This window comes from Allocatelliglobosispora scoriae (assembly GCF_014204945.1).
Taxonomy (GTDB): Bacteria; Actinomycetota; Actinomycetes; order Mycobacteriales; family Micromonosporaceae; genus Allocatelliglobosispora; species Allocatelliglobosispora scoriae.
Map to the genome: position 1 here is coordinate 2,967,443 of NZ_JACHMN010000002.1, position 14,050 is coordinate 2,981,492.

The 14,050-nt window shown below is 69.6% G+C and carries 12 protein-coding genes, 1 tRNA gene and 1 pseudogene; 2 read left to right on the plus strand and 12 right to left on the minus strand.

Going from position 1 to position 14,050, the window contains the following annotated elements:
• Window positions 1-72: 72 nt before the first annotated feature.
• The 7 genes and pseudogenes from F4553_RS18900 to F4553_RS18930 form a co-directional block, all read right to left on the minus strand.
• A complete protein-coding gene (locus tag F4553_RS18900) occupies window positions 73-894 on the minus strand; it encodes a 3'(2'),5'-bisphosphate nucleotidase CysQ (RefSeq protein WP_184840889.1) in 822 nt (273 codons plus the stop codon).
• Window positions 891-2,408 carry a sugar transferase gene (locus tag F4553_RS18905; protein ID WP_184837848.1) on the minus strand — a complete coding sequence of 506 codons (1,518 nt, stop codon included), beginning with the start codon at window positions 2,406-2,408 and terminating at the stop codon, window positions 891-893. Before F4553_RS18905 ends, F4553_RS18900 begins: the two co-directional genes overlap by 4 nt.
• A gap of 86 nt (window positions 2,409-2,494) precedes the next feature.
• Window positions 2,495-3,070, minus strand: coding sequence for an aminoacyl-tRNA hydrolase (gene pth / locus F4553_RS18910; RefSeq protein ID WP_184837849.1), 576 nt, complete (start codon window positions 3,068-3,070; stop codon window positions 2,495-2,497).
• 74 nt (window positions 3,071-3,144) lie between these two features.
• Window positions 3,145-3,766: pseudogene (locus F4553_RS18915) on the minus strand (50S ribosomal protein L25/general stress protein Ctc).
• A gap of 261 nt (window positions 3,767-4,027) precedes the next feature.
• A complete protein-coding gene (locus tag F4553_RS18920; protein WP_184837851.1) occupies window positions 4,028-5,008 on the minus strand; it encodes a ribose-phosphate diphosphokinase in 981 nt (326 codons plus the stop codon).
• A gap of 136 nt (window positions 5,009-5,144) precedes the next feature.
• Window positions 5,145-6,557 (minus strand): bifunctional UDP-N-acetylglucosamine diphosphorylase/glucosamine-1-phosphate N-acetyltransferase GlmU, encoded by a 1,413-nt coding sequence (gene glmU, locus F4553_RS18925; protein WP_184837853.1) that lies wholly within the window; start codon window positions 6,555-6,557, stop codon window positions 5,145-5,147.
• 37 nt (window positions 6,558-6,594) lie between these two features.
• Window positions 6,595-6,666, minus strand: a tRNA-Gln gene (locus F4553_RS18930).
• 214 nt (window positions 6,667-6,880) lie between these two features.
• Between F4553_RS18930 and F4553_RS18935 the strand changes: the two genes are divergently transcribed.
• Together F4553_RS18935 and F4553_RS18940 are read left to right on the plus strand one after the other, a co-directional pair.
• Window positions 6,881-7,879 (plus strand): acyl-CoA desaturase, encoded by a 999-nt coding sequence (locus F4553_RS18935; protein ID WP_184837855.1) that lies wholly within the window; start codon window positions 6,881-6,883, stop codon window positions 7,877-7,879.
• A 131-nt stretch (window positions 7,880-8,010) separates the two neighbouring features.
• Window positions 8,011-8,613 (plus strand): TetR/AcrR family transcriptional regulator, encoded by a 603-nt coding sequence (locus F4553_RS18940; RefSeq protein WP_184840891.1) that lies wholly within the window; start codon window positions 8,011-8,013, stop codon window positions 8,611-8,613.
• Here F4553_RS18940 and F4553_RS18945 read toward each other — a convergent pair whose 3' ends face one another.
• From F4553_RS18945 to rsmA, 5 genes are all read right to left on the minus strand, one after another.
• On the minus strand, window positions 8,614-9,036 hold the full coding sequence (locus tag F4553_RS18945) for a DUF4383 domain-containing protein (RefSeq protein WP_184837857.1): 423 nt from the start codon (window positions 9,034-9,036) through the stop codon (window positions 8,614-8,616).
• A gap of 85 nt (window positions 9,037-9,121) precedes the next feature.
• The gene (locus F4553_RS18950) at window positions 9,122-10,300 is read right to left on the minus strand and encodes a hypothetical protein (protein WP_184837859.1); all 1,179 of its coding nucleotides are present in this window, start codon (window positions 10,298-10,300) and stop codon (window positions 9,122-9,124) included.
• An 80-nt stretch (window positions 10,301-10,380) separates the two neighbouring features.
• Window positions 10,381-12,183, minus strand: a complete 1,803-nt coding sequence (locus F4553_RS18955; RefSeq protein ID WP_184837861.1) for an ABC-F family ATP-binding cassette domain-containing protein — start codon at window positions 12,181-12,183, stop codon at window positions 10,381-10,383.
• 7 nt (window positions 12,184-12,190) lie between these two features.
• Entirely contained in the window at window positions 12,191-13,141 is a 951-nt protein-coding gene (locus tag F4553_RS18960; RefSeq protein ID WP_184837863.1) for a 4-(cytidine 5'-diphospho)-2-C-methyl-D-erythritol kinase, read from the minus strand.
• A 28-nt stretch (window positions 13,142-13,169) separates the two neighbouring features.
• A complete protein-coding gene (gene rsmA, locus F4553_RS18965; protein WP_312875257.1) occupies window positions 13,170-14,042 on the minus strand; it encodes a 16S rRNA (adenine(1518)-N(6)/adenine(1519)-N(6))-dimethyltransferase RsmA in 873 nt (290 codons plus the stop codon).
• Between the last annotated feature and the right edge of the window lie 8 nt (window positions 14,043-14,050).

Here is a 14,050-nt window from a genome sequence, read left to right on the forward strand (position 1 = left end):
TCCAGACCTTTCCTAGTGCTTTGCTGGGGAATTACGGCCGAAGTCTTAAAGTACTGCTCACCGCGAGACGGATCAACCGTCCTGTGCTGTATCCCACGGGGACACACCGATCGCGGATAAGAGCGGCTTCGCCAGCTCAGGGCGGCAGACGATGAGATCAGGCAGCATCGGGTCAGCTCGGTTATAGGTCAATGGATCGCCCGAAATACGGGATGTGTGTAAACCAACGGAGGCGGCCACCGCGACGGGTGCGGCCGAGTCCCACTCGTACTGGCCGCCGGCGTGGACGTAGGCGTCGACCTCGCCGGTCACCACTGCGGCGATCTTCGCGCCCGCCGAGCCCATCGGTACGAGCACCGCGCCCAGCTCGTCCGCGACCCGGACCACCATCGACGGCGGCCTGGTCCGGCTCACCGCGATGCGCGGGCGGATCCCCCGGGCCTGGGCTGTCGGAACGGGGCCGGGCGGGTAGTCGGTGGCGAGGACCCGGCGCTGCGCGGGGAGCGCCACGGCACCGGCGATCAGGCCGGGCTCGACGCCACGGGCCCGGCGCTTCGGTGCGCTCGCGGACCAGAGCGCCACGTGGACCGCCCAATCGGAGCGGCCCTCCTCGGCGAACTCCCGCGTGCCGTCGAGCGGGTCGACGATCCAGACCCGCTCGGCCTCCAACCGGGCCGGGTCGAAGCGCTCGCCCTCCTCGGAGAGGACCGCGTCGTCGGGGCGCCACCGGGCCAGCTCCGTCATGAGCAGGTCGTGCGAGCGCATGTCCCCGGCCGCCTTGAGCGCGGCGGGGTCGTCGTGCCCCAGCTCGGCGCGGATCTGCATCAGCAGGTCACCGGCGCGGGCGGCGAGCCAGCGGGCGAAAGCACCGTCGAGGGAGGGTGGTGTCATCAGTAGGCTCCAGAGCTGCGGACCACGGCGGTGAGCGTGCGGAGCAGGATGACGAGATCGAGCGAGAGCGACCAGTTCTCCACATAGCGCAGATCGAGGCGAACCGCCTCTTCCCAGGAGAGATCCGACCGGCCGGAGACCTGCCACAGGCCCGTCATGCCGGGCTTGACCGCGAGGCGGCGGCGGACGTCGTCGGCATACATCGCAACCTCCTCCGGCAGCGGTGGGCGAGGCCCCACGAGCGACATCTGACCGAGCGCCACGTTGAAGAGCTGCGGCAACTCGTCCAGGGAGAACCGGCGCAGCCATCGGCCCACCGGGGTCACCCGAGGATCATCGCGGATCTTGAACAGCACCCCGTCGTGCTCATTGAGATGCTTCAGCTCGGCGAGCCGCGCTTCCGCATCGGTATGCATCGTACGGAACTTGAAGATACGGAACTCTCGCCCATCCCTGCCAACTCTCACCTGCCGGAACAGAATCGGGCCGGGCGAGTCCATGCGTACCTTGACCACCACCGCGAGGAAGAGCGGGGCGAGTGCCGCCACCAGCAGCAACGCACCGATCCGGTCGACCGCGTCCTTGATGATCCGGCTGCCGCCGGCGAGGCGCGGGTGCTCCACGTGCAGCATCGGCAGGCCGTCGACCGGGCGGATCGTGGTGCGCCCGCCGGCCACGTCGACCAGGGCGCTCGCCACGATCAGGTCGATGTCGCCGCCCTCGAGCTGCCACGCGAGCCGCCGCAGCCGCTCGCCGTCGAGTTCGGGGCAGCTCAGCACGATCACCGTGTCGGCACCGGCGCTGTGCACCGCCTCCGCCACCTGCTCGAACGTGCCGTAGACCGGGATGCCGACCTGGCCGTCACCGCCGACCGGGACGCAGGCGCCGACGACGTCGAGGCCGTGGAACTGCTCGCGGCGCAGCTGCCGGGTGACCGCGACGACCGCGAGCTCGTGCCCGACGACGATGACCCGCCGCAGGCAGCGCCCGTTCTCCCGCAGGGTGTGCAGCCGCTTGCGCATGGCGAAGCGGGTGACGACCAGCGTCGCGATCGCGGCGGGCAGCGCCACCAGGACATAGGAGCGCGCGGTCGGCAGCTCCAGGGCGTAGGACCCGATCGCGGCGGCGGCGATCAGCGCGAGCCCGCCCCGGATCACCCGCTCGTATTCGTCGGTGCCGACATAGAGAAAGCGCTTGTCATAGGCCCGCGCCAGCGCCAGGCAGGCGACGAGCGCCACGGGCAGGAGCAAAGAAAAGATCAAATACACTCGGCTGTACGCCGTGAGCGCGCTGAACCGCAGCTCGAAGGCGAGCGCCCCCGCACCCAGACCCACCAGCAGATCCGTTGCGATGAGGCTCGCCAGATAGCGGGTCTCCCAGCGCCGGGTCCGCCACCGGTGCAGCTGCTCCGGGTAGGGGTAGGCCGAGATCGGCGGGGCGACGGGGATCGACTCGACGAGTCCCGCACCGCTGCGATGCGGGCGTGGTGCCGGCCGCCGATTACCGCGATCTTCCATTGCGACCCCCCGCAGACCGGAACCCCCCGAACGTGAGTTTCAACGTCTGACCAGGGGCTCCGGTCACGGGCTGCACCATTCGGGCGTCAGTGATAAGCGTTTTGCGTCGGCTCCAGACCCTTGGTGATGAGCTCCTCGACGACGTCCGCCGCACGGTCCACCATGAACTCGAGTTCCTTGCGTTCGGCACCGGCGAAGTCCGCGAGAACGTAATCCGCGGGATCCTGGCGGCCGGGCGGGCGGCCGACACCGAAGCGCACCCGCAGATAGTCCTTTGTCGACAGCGACTTGGACATGGAGCGGAGTCCATTGTGGCCACCCTCGCCGCCGCCGAGCTTCAGCCGGAGCTGGCCGAAGGGGATGTCCAGCTCGTCATGGACGGCGATGACCTGCGCGGGCTCGATCTTGTAGAACTGGGCCAGTGCCGCGACCGGTCCGCCGGAGAGATTCATGTAGGTCAGCGGCTTCGCCAGCACCAGCCGCGGCGCCTCGCCACCCAGACCCAGCCGGGCCTCCGCCACATCGGCCATCGCCCGGTTGTGCCGGCCGAACTTGGCGCCCAGGCGCTTCGCGATCAGGTCGACGATCATGAACCCGACGTTGTGCCGGTTGCCCGCGTACTGCCTTCCGGGGTTGCCCAGCCCCACCACCAGCCAGTTCATGTCTCCCTCTCAGATGGTTATGGCCCATGCTGATCCCCAGCATGGGCCATAGAAGTTGCGTCGCAACAGCCGGACTACTCGGCTGCGGCGTCCTCGTCGGCGGGCTCCTCGGCAGCGGCGGCCTCGCCGGTGTCGCCCTCGAGCTCCTCGGCGGTCGGGGGCCGCGTTGATCACGGCGACGAGGAGGTCCTCGGCGACCGCGAGCTCGGTGCCCTTGGGGAGCTTGATGTCGCCGGCGGTCACGTGCGAACCGGCGGCCAGGCCCTCGATGGAGACCTCGAGCGACTCCGGCAGGTGCAGCGCCTCGGCCACGATCGAGATGCGGTCGTGCTCGATGCCGACCAGGGTGCCGCGCTCGGCCTCGCCGGTCAGGACGACGGGAACGTCGACGGTGACCTTCTCGCCGCGCTTGACGATGATCAGGTCGATGTGGTCGAAGGTGTCCTTGATCGGGTCACGCTGGATCGCCTTGGGCAGCGCCAGCGTCGTGTCGCCGTCGACGACGATCTCGAACACGGTGTTGACGCCACCGTGGCGGATCGCCGCCGCGAACTCACGGGCGGGCAGTGCGATGTGCTTGGGGGCCGCGCCGTGTCCGTAGAGGACGGCGGGCACGAGTCCGGCGCGACGCGTACGCCGCGCGCCGCCCTTGCCGAACGCGGTACGCGGCTCGGCGCTGATCTTTACCTCAGACACGGTGTCATTCTCCTGGGCTCAACGGGTTGCATTCAGTCGGCGGCCAGGCGTTGGGCGCGCGGGACAGACCCGGAGCACCGCGTCGATGACGGTGGCTCTAACAGGCACGAGACCCATGAAGCACCCTCGCCGTGGCAACTCGACGACTATACCAGCGCCGATGAAAGCGAGTTTGGCAAGGGTGTTTAACGGGCAACAGGACCCGTTAACCCCAAGATCGGCGCAACTCTTCAAGAGTTGCGCCGATCTTGGGTGTGAAATCTAGCTCAAACCGCCGAAAAGGGTCGTTACCGAACCGTCGTCGAAGACCTCGCGGATGGCCCGGGCCACCAGCGGTGCGATCGAGAGCACAGTGATCTTGTCCAGCTGCTTCTCCGCCGTGAGCGGGAGCGTGTTGGTCACCACAAGCTCGCTGATCGGGCCGTTGCGCAGGCGCTCGGTCGCCGGATCGGAGTGCACCGCGTGGGTGGCGGCGACGATCACATCCGCCGCGCCCTCCTCCCGGAGGATCTCCGCCGCCTTCACGATCGTGCCGGCCGTGTCGATCATGTCGTCGACGATGAGGCAGACCCGGCCCTCGACCTCGCCGACGACCCGGTTGGCGACGACCTGGTTGGGCTTGAGCGGGTCACGCGTCTTGTGGATGAAGGCGAGCGGGCAGCCGTCGAGCTTGTCGGACCAGCGCTCCGCCACCCGCACCCGGCCCGAGTCCGGCGAGACGACCGTGATGGGGCGATCGGCGTACTTCGCCTTCACATAATCGGCGAGGATGTCCATCGCGAAGAGGTGGTCGACGGGACCGTCGAAGAAGCCCTGGATCTGCGCGGTGTGCAGGTCGACCGTGAGGATGCGGTTGGCACCGGCGGTCTTGAGCAGGTCGGCGATGAGACGGGCCGAGATCGGCTCGCGGCCGCGGTGCTTCTTGTCCTGCCGGGCGTAGGGGTAGAAGGGCAGAACGACGGTGACCCGCTTCGCGGACCCCCGCTTCAGCGCGTCCACCATGATCAACGTTTCCATCAGCCACTTGTTGACCGGTGTCGAGATCGACTGCACGACGAAGGCGTCACACCCCCGCACCGATTCCTGGTAGCGGATGAAGATCTCACCGCTCGCGAAGTCATAGGCCGAGGTCGGGGTCGGGGCGATGCCCAACTCCTCGCCGATCTCGTCGGCGAGCTCGGGGAAGGCACGCCCCGAGAAAAGCATCAGATTCTTACGGTTATCCGCGACGATGCTGCCCATCGGTACGCTGACCCTTTCGGCGAGGTGGCGCGTGGCTAGCGTGATGACGCTGGCTGGACCCAGTATCACCCGCCGCGGTCAGTCTCTCCCGCCACTCGCGCCAACCGCCCGGCGCGTCCAGTCAGGGTGCCGAAGATCACCCTTGGTCGAGCGCACGCTCCGCCGCCTCGGCGGCCGGGGTCCCGGGGCGCTTCTCCAGCACCCATCGGTCGATGTTCCGCTGCATCGCGGCGGTGAAGGCGAGCGCACCCGCGGGCACGTCCCGGCGGATCACCGCACCCGCACCCGTGTAGGCGCCGTCGCCCACGGTCACCGGCGCGACCAGGGTCGTGTCGGAGCCCGTCTTCACGTGCGAGCCCACCACCGTGCGGCTCTTCACCGAACCGCTGTAGTTGGCGAAGACGTTGGCGGCGCCGATGTTGGTGTGCTCGCCGATCGTCGCGTCACCCACATAGGACAGGTGCGGCACCTTCGTGCCCTCGCCCAGCGTGGAGTTCTTGACCTCGACGAACGTGCCGACCTTGGACTTGACGCCCAGATTGGCACCCGGCCGCAGGTAGGCGTAGGGGCCGACACTCGCCCGCGGCCCGATCACCGCTTCGACGGCGTGGGCCCGCACCACATGGGCGTCCTCGCCCACGATCGTGTCGATCAGCGTCACCTCGGGGCCGATGACCGCGCCCGTGGCGACACGGGTCGAGCCGCGCAGCTGAGTACTCATTTCGATGATCGCGTCGCGCTCGCACTCGACCGTCACGTCGATCCAGGTGGTCGCCGGGTCGATGATCGTCACGCCGTCGCGCATCAGCCGCTCGTTGGTCCGGTCGCGCAGGATGGCACCGAGCTGGGCGAGCTGGACCCGGTCGTTGCAGCCGAGCACCTCGGTCCCGTCGTCGGCGACGAGCACTCCGACAGCCTCGCCGGCGCCGCGCAGCAGGCCGATGACGTCGGTGAGATATTCCTCGCCCTGCTGGTTGTCGCTGGTCAGCTTGCCGAGGGCGGCGCGCAGGAGGGCCGCGTCGAACGCGTACACCCCGGAGTTGATCTCTTTGATCTCCTGGACGTCGGCGGAGGCGTCGCGCTGCTCGACGATGGCCGCGAGGCCGCCGTCGGCGTCGCGGACGATCCGGCCGAAGCCCGTCGGGTCGGGGACCCGCGCGGAGAGGACCGTCGCCGCGGCACCCGCCTTCTCGTGAGCGGTGAGCAGCGCGGCGACCGTCTCGGCGCGGAGCAGGGGCGCGTCGCCCGCGAGGACGACGACCGTGCCGGTCGCCTCGGCCGGCAGGGCGATGCGCACGGCGTGGCCGGTGCCGTGCTGCTCGGCCTGGACCACGGCCTCCGCGGTGGGCGCGATGACCGTGAGGTGCTCGGTGACCTGCTCGCGACCGTGACCGACGACCACGATGGTCCGCTCGGCGGCGAGTGGCTCCACCGCGGCGAGCACGTGCCCGACCAGGCTGCGTCCCAGCAGGGAGTGGAGCACCTTGGGGAGGTCGGACTTCATCCGCTTGCCCTCACCGGCCGCGAGCACGATCACGGTACGAGACATGGAGCCGCCTTTGAGCAATTCGACGATGTGCGGATCGCTCGGCTGCCAGGACTCGAACCTGGAAAGCAGGCTCCAAAGGCCCGAGTGTTGCCAATTACACCACAGCCGATCGCTACGTCAGTAGCTTAGCGCCACCCTCCAGGGGGTGTTCAACCACTCACGTCAGGCCCATCATTATGCCCTCTGACCACCACCGGGTCTCCCGGCTTTTGGCACGGTCACACAGCACATTCACGGCTTGCGCCCTGTCGAACTACGGTTCCGTAGGTTACGGTGACGTAGGCGTAGGAAACGCCCCCACGCATTGATGACGATGAGGTGCCATGACGACAACACTCGAGACCAACGCGACGGGCGCCCCCGCGATTGAGCAGGAGATCCGCGGACCCAAGCCGTTGACCGAGGGCCCACAGTCCAAGGGCATTCTCATCGGCCTCTGGATCTTCGTGGTGATCCCCTTCGCCGCCCTCATCGCCGCCATCCCGATCGCGTGGGGCGGCTGGCTCAGTGTCACCGACGCCCTGATCGCCCTGGTGTGGTACCCGGTGGCCGGTCTCGGCATCACCGTCGGATTCCACCGCTACCTCACCCACGGCTCGTTCAAGGCGAAGCGCTGGCTGCGGGTGGCCCTCGCGGTCGCCGGCTCCTTCGCGGTGCAGGGCTCCCCCACCCAGTGGGTCGCCGACCACCGCCGCCACCACGCCTTCTCCGACAACGAGGGCGACCCGCACTCCCCGTGGCGCTTCGGCTCGACCTTCCGGGGCCTGACCAAGGGCCTCTGGCACGCGCACATGGGCTGGCTCTTCGCCCGTGAGATGACCAACCGGGCGCGCTTCGCGCCGGACCTCATGGCAGACAAGGACATCCGGCGGGTCGACAAGCTCTTCCCCGCGCTCGTCGCCCTCTCCCTCGTCGCACCCGCCGCCATCGGCGGCCTCGTCACCTGGTCGTGGCAGGGCGCGCTGACCGCGCTCTTCTGGGCCGGCCTGGTCCGGGTGGGCCTGCTGCACCACGTGACCTGGTCGATCAACTCGATCTGCCACGTCTACGGCGAGCGCCCCTTCGAGACCCGCGACGGCGACAAGGCCTCCAACTTCTGGCCGCTGGCGATCCTCTCCTTCGGCGAGAGCTGGCACAACCTGCACCACTCGGACCCGACCTGCGCCCGCCACGGCGTGCTGCGCGGGCAGATCGACTCCTCCGCCCGGCTGATCTGGCTCTTCGAGAAGTTCGGCTGGGCCTCGAACGTGCGCTGGCCCAAGCTGGAGCGCATCCAGCAGAAGATGATCGACGGCGGAGAACACGCCAGACTTGCTCGGTGACCGATCCAGATCGCAACGGCATCCTGCCGGGCGACTCCGCTGTCGGAGGGACCTGGCAGGATGACTCCGTGACGGTTGACGACACGCGAGCCCGGGATCAGCGTCCGGCACCGCCCAAGAGCAGGGTCCGCATGTCCTCCGCGCAGCGGCGCGAGCAGTTGATCTCCGTCGGCAAGCAGCTCTTCGCCGAGCGCGGCTTCGACGCCACCTCGATCGAGGAGATCGCGGCCCGGGCCAAGGTCTCCAAGCCCGTCGTCTACGAGCACTTCGGCGGCAAGGAGGGGCTCTACGCGGTGGTCGTCGACCGCGAGGTCAACGCCCTGCTCAACCGCATCGCCACCGCGCTGACCGCCGGGCACCCCCGAGACCTGCTCGAGCAGGCCGCGCTGGCCCTGCTCGACTACATCGAGGAGGAGACCTTCGGCTTCCGGGTGCTGGTGCGCGAGTCACCGGTGATGTCGGCGAGCGGCAACTTCTCGTCGGTGCTCAACGACGTCGCCCACCAGGTCGAGCACATCCTGGGCGCGGAGTTCAAGTCCCGGGGCTATGACCCTAAGCTCGCCGAGCTCTACTCCCAGGCGCTGGTCGGCATGGTCTCCCTCGTCGGCCGCTGGTGGCTCGAGGTGCGCAAGCCGCGCAAGGAGACCGTCGCCGCCCACATGGTCAACCTCGCCTGGAACGGGCTCTCCCACCTCGAGGCGAAGCCCGTTCTGGCGACACGGAAGCGGCCCTGATCAGGCGCGGGAGACCTTGCCGTAAAGACCTGCGGTGAGCAGCACCGAGCCGAGCAGGAACGCGATCACCACGTTGGCCATGGCGAAGTTGAGGTAATTCGCGTCGGTCCGCATCACGGCGAGCGACGCGATCCCGATGAACATCAGCGCGCCGCCGAAGACCATGTTGAAGCGCGCGTCCACGTTGCGCCCGATCACGACCGCGAGCAGCAGCAGGATCCCACCGGCGAGCATCAGCAGCGAGTGGCCGAGGTTGACCCGCACGAGGCCGAAGATGACGTTGTCGCCCTGGTCGAAGAGGGGCTGGTCGACGGTCTTCGCGAGACCGGCGCCGCCCAGGACCACGGCTGCGACGCCGCCGATCGCGGTGGCGAGCCGGTAGATCGGCCGGAGCGGGTGGTTGACGGGCAGATGCGAGGCCATCGTTGACTCCAGGGGTGGTGGCAGATCAAACGGCGAGATCTTAACCAGACCCGCCACCACCGGAGCTGTCAGGGACGCCGGATGCCTACCAGGTCACGCCGACGGTGAACGCCGAGCTCGCCGGGGCACCGCCCGGGTTGAAGCAGACGACCGTCATCTCCAGATCGGCACCGGTCGCCTGCCAGCCGCGGATGTGGCAGTAGGTCGACGAGGTGCCCCGGGCGAGCGCCACGACCTGGCCCTTCGGCTGGCCCAGCTCGGCGGCGCGCACGGCATAGACGCCGGTCGACGGGTTGGCGACGCCGTCGCTGGTGTTGGAGTAGTCGCCGAAGCGGCGGTCGGCCCGGCCGAGGAAGCTGCCCTCGGAGCTGAAGCTCAGCGCGAACTTCGAGTCGATCGAGGAGCCCGCCGCCGACCGGCAGGCCACCTGGGCCTTACGCGCCGAGGCGTTGAAGGCGGCGAGCTTGCAGAGCGCCGCCGAGCCGTAAGCCGTGATCTGGAAGTGCCAGGGGTCCGAGAGGGTGGGACCGGCAGCGGGCAGCAGGACGTCGTAACGGCCGGTCGCCGTGCGCTTGACGGCGATGTCGGACGACTTCACCGCGTCGTAGCGGTACGCCTCCGACGGCTTGTAGCTGCCGCTCACCGACTGGTCATTGGCCCAGAGGTAGCTGAAGCGGCTCGCGTCCTGGCTGCCGACGGCGAAGTTGGCGACGAAGGGCGAGTCGGCGAGGCTGCCGGACGCGTTGAAGCAGCGCACCCGGACCGCCTCGTCGGCACCCTCCTTCACCCAGCTCGACAGGGTGCAGTAGTTCGCCGTGCCGCCGTACGCCTGGACGTGGGCCACGCCGCCGGGGTCGCCCAGCCCGGCGAACCGCACCGTGTACTCGCCGGTGGAGTGGTAGGTGACGTTGATGCCCCCGCCGGAGCTGTTGAACTGGTAGGCGGTGCTCGGCGTATAGGTGATGTTCGTGTTGTAGGACCACACGAATCCAGCCTTGCTCGCCTTGGTGGAGTGCGGAGAAGCGGTGCTCGTACCCCCGCCGGGGTTGCTCGGTGACGCGGAGGGTGCGGCGCCGGCGGAGGGTGATGCCGCGGCGCTCGCGCTCGCCGACGGCTCGGCCGACGGGGTCTCCTCCGGCTCCAGTGCGGTGTCCGCGGTGGCCGAGGCCGACGGGGTGGCCTTCTTCGCGCAGGCGGCGAGGCCGCCGGTGAGCGTCGCGGCCAGGACGACTGCGAGAAGCGAGGCGGTGAGGGGGCGACGCATCGGATGCCTCCGCGGCATGAGGAGTGATCGAGAAGCTGCGCCGATTGTGAGGCCCCCTCACTCCTACCGTCGAATCGGTGTCACGCCTCCGACAGCTTCTCGGCGAGAACGAGCCATTCATCCTCGATCGTCGCCCGTTCGGCGCGCAGCACCCGAAGATCGGCGTCGAGCTGGGCGACCTTGGCGTAGTCGGTGGCGTGCGTCGCCATCTGCTCGTGCAGCTTCGCCTCACGCTCATCGACCTTGGCGAGCGCGCGTTCGAGCTTGACGAGCTCCTTCTTGCCCGCGCGGGCGTCGGCCGCGGAGAGGCCCGGTCCGCGCTCGATCGGCGGCCCACCGGCGACGGCGCGAACGATCTCGGCCTTGTCGGTGTCGATGCGGGTCAGATATTCGTCGATGCCGCCGGGGAGGTGGGTCATGCCCAGGTCGCCGAACATGGCGTAGACCTTGTCGGTGACGCGTTCGACCAGGTAGCGGTCGTGGGAGGCGACGATCAGGGTGCCGGGCCAGCCGTCGAGCAGGTCCTCCAGCGACGCCAGGGTGTCGGTGTCGAGGTCGTTGGTCGGCTCGTCGAGGATCAGCACGTTGGGCTCGCCCGCGAGCAGCCGCAGCAACTGCAGCCGCCGCCGCTCGCCACCGGAGAGGTCCGAGACATAGGTCCAGATGCGGCGGTCGGTGAAGCCGAAGACCTCCGCGAGCTGGGTCGCGGTCATCTCCCGGTCACCGATCACGACCCGCCGGGCCACGTCCTCCACGGCCTCCAGCAGGCGCATGCCGGCCGGCAGCTCCGCCAACTCCTGAGACAGGTACGCGATCTTGACGGTCTGTCCCGTCACGACCTCACCCGTGCTGGGCTTGAGCTCGCCGGTGAGCAGCCGCAGAAAGGTCGTCTTGCCCGCGCCGTTGGGGCCGAGCAGCGCCATCCGGTCGCCGGGTCCGATGTGGAAGGTCAGGTCCCGCAGGATCGGCTTCGGACCGGCGTCGACGCTGACATCCTTGATGTCGAAGACCTGCTTGCCGAGGCGAGCGGTCGACATCCGGGCCAGCGTCACGGTGTCGCGGACGGGCGGCACGTCGGCGATGAGCGCGTTGGCCGCGTCGATGCGGAACTTCGGCTTGGAGGTCCGGGCGGGCGGGCCCCGGCGCAGCCAGGCGATCTCCTTGCGGAGCAGGTTCTGCCGCCGCTCCTCGGTGACCGACTCACGGCGCTGCCGCTCCATCCGGGCCAGGGTCCAGGCCGCGAAGCCGCCCTCGTAGGCCCGCACGGTCTCGTCGGCGACCTCCCAGGTCCGGGTGCAGACCGCGTCGAGGAACCACCGGTCGTGGGTGACGACGATGAGCGCGCTCGTCATCTTGGTGCTGAGCCACTCGGCGAGCCAGGCGATGCCGGCGACGTCGAGGTGGTTGGTGGGCTCGTCGAGGATGAGCAGGTCGCAGTGGCGGACCAGGAGCGCCGCGAGCGCGATCCGGCGCCGCTCGCCACCGCTCTTGGGACCGATCACGTCGTCGAGGCCGATGCCGGGCATGCCGAGGCCGTTGAGGATCGTCCGGACACCGGAGTCACCGGCCCACTCGTGCTCGGCGGTGAAGCCCTCGTCGAGCCAGGCGGTGCCCAGCACGATGTCGCGCACGGTGATGTCGGGAGCCAGGTCCAGGCGCTGCGGCAACGACGCGACGCGCAGGTCGCGGCGGTGCGCCACCCGCCCGCTGTCGGGTTCGATCTGCTTGGAGAGGAGCTTGAGCAAGGTCGTCTTGCCCGAGCCGTTGAGCCCGACGACGCCGATGCGATCGAAGTCGTCGAGACCCAGGGACACGTCGGTCAGCAGTTGGCCGGCGGTGCCGTAGCCCTTGCTGACCTTGTCAAGATTGATGATGTTGGCCATTGGAGCTTTAGATTACCCGGGCGCCGACGACGGGTCCGTGCGCTACCTGCACCGTTCGGCAGACCTGGGCGGCCTCGACCGCTGCGGCGACCTCGGCGGCGTGACCAGGGTCACGGGCGAGGAAGACACAGGTGGGTCCCGAGCCCGAGACGAGAGCAGCGAGCGCGCCCGCCTTGGTGCCCGCGTCGAGGGTCTCGGCGAGGGCCGGACGCAGCGACAACGCGGCCGGCTGGAGGTCGTTGCCGAGCGTGGGTGCGAGCACCGCCGGGTCGCGCTGGCGCAGCGCGGTGAAGAGGGCGTCCGGCGAACCTGCGGCACTGGGCGCATCGGCACCGAGGCGGAGCCGGTCGAGCTCGCGGTAGACCTCGGGGGTGGAGAGCCCGCCGTCGGCGATCGCGACCACCCAGTGCCATGTGTAGGCGCGGGCCAGCACCGGCGAGACGGCCTCGCCGCGGCCGGTGCCGAGCGCGGTGCCGCCGTGGATCAGGAAGGGCACGTCGGAGCCGAGGGTGGCGGCGATCCGCGCCAGGTCCTCCCGGCTGTAGCCGGTGCCCCAGAGCGCGTCGCAGGCGATCAGCGTCGCGGCCGCGTCGGCGGAGCCACCGGCGAGCCCGCCCGCGAGCGGGATCGACTTGCGCAGGTGCAGCCGGGCGTGGGCCGGGACCTTCGCCGACTCGGCGAGCGCTCGGGCCGCCTTGATGATCAGGTTGCTGTCGTCGAGCGCCAGGCTGCCTGCGCCGACCCCCTCCATCGTGAGGGTGAGCGTGTCGCCGCGGCGTGCGGTCACCTCGTCATAGAGCGAGATCGCGTGATAGACGGTGTGCAGCTCGTGGTAGCCGTCGCGGCGCAGTGGCCCGACACCGAGGTGCAGATTGATCTTCGCGGGAACGCGTACCTTGACGCTGGACGGCAGCGGACGATCCTTGTCGTCGTCCTCGGGCCACCATGCCTCGGTCACAGAGCCTCCTCGGTGGCGACTGCGCGGCTCACCGGGGCTCACGATACCTGTGCGCCGCGATGGCCGCGAACTCCGTCACCGTGAGCTGCTCGCCGCGGGCCTGCGGGTCGACGCCGGCCGCCCGGAGCGCGATCTCCGCCTGTGCCGGGCCGCCCGCCCACCCGGCCAGGGCCGCCCGCAGGGTCTTGCGGCGCTGGGCGAAGGCCGCGTCGACGACGGCGAAGACCTCCGTTCGAGGGACCGCCGTCTCGGGCTGCGGACGCAGGGTGAAGGCGACGAGTCCGGACTCGACGTTGGGCACCGGCCAGAAGACCGCGGCGGGGACCTTCCCGGCCTGCCGGGACGAGGCGTACCAGGCGAGCTTCACCGAGGGGATGCCGTAGATCTTGGATCCGGGTGCCGCGGTCAGCCGCTCGGCGACCTCCAACTGCACCATCACGAGGCCCTTACGCAGGCTGGGCAGGTTGGCGAGCGCCTGGAGCACGACCGGGACCGCGACGTTGTAGGGCAGGTTCGCGACGAGCGCGGTCGGGGCCGGGTCCATCTCCGCGGCGGTGATCTGCAGCGCGTCGCGGTGGTGCACGGTGAGGCGGTCGGTGAGGCCGGGGGCGTATTCGGCGACGGTCGCGGGCAGCCGCGCGGCGAGCACCGGGTCCAGCTCGACGGCGTGCAGGTGCGCGGCACGGGGCAGCAGCCCCAGCGTCAGCGAGCCCAGCCCCGGCCCGACCTCCATCACGACATCGGTGTCGTCCAGACCGGCGGCGGCGGCGATCCGCCGGACGGTGTTGGGGTCGTGCACGAAGTTCTGCCCGAGCTTCTTGGTCGGGTGCACCCCGAGCGATTCGGCGAGCCCGCGGATCTCAGCGGGCCCCAGCAGCCGTACGCCCTCATCACCAGTCACAGCCGCCA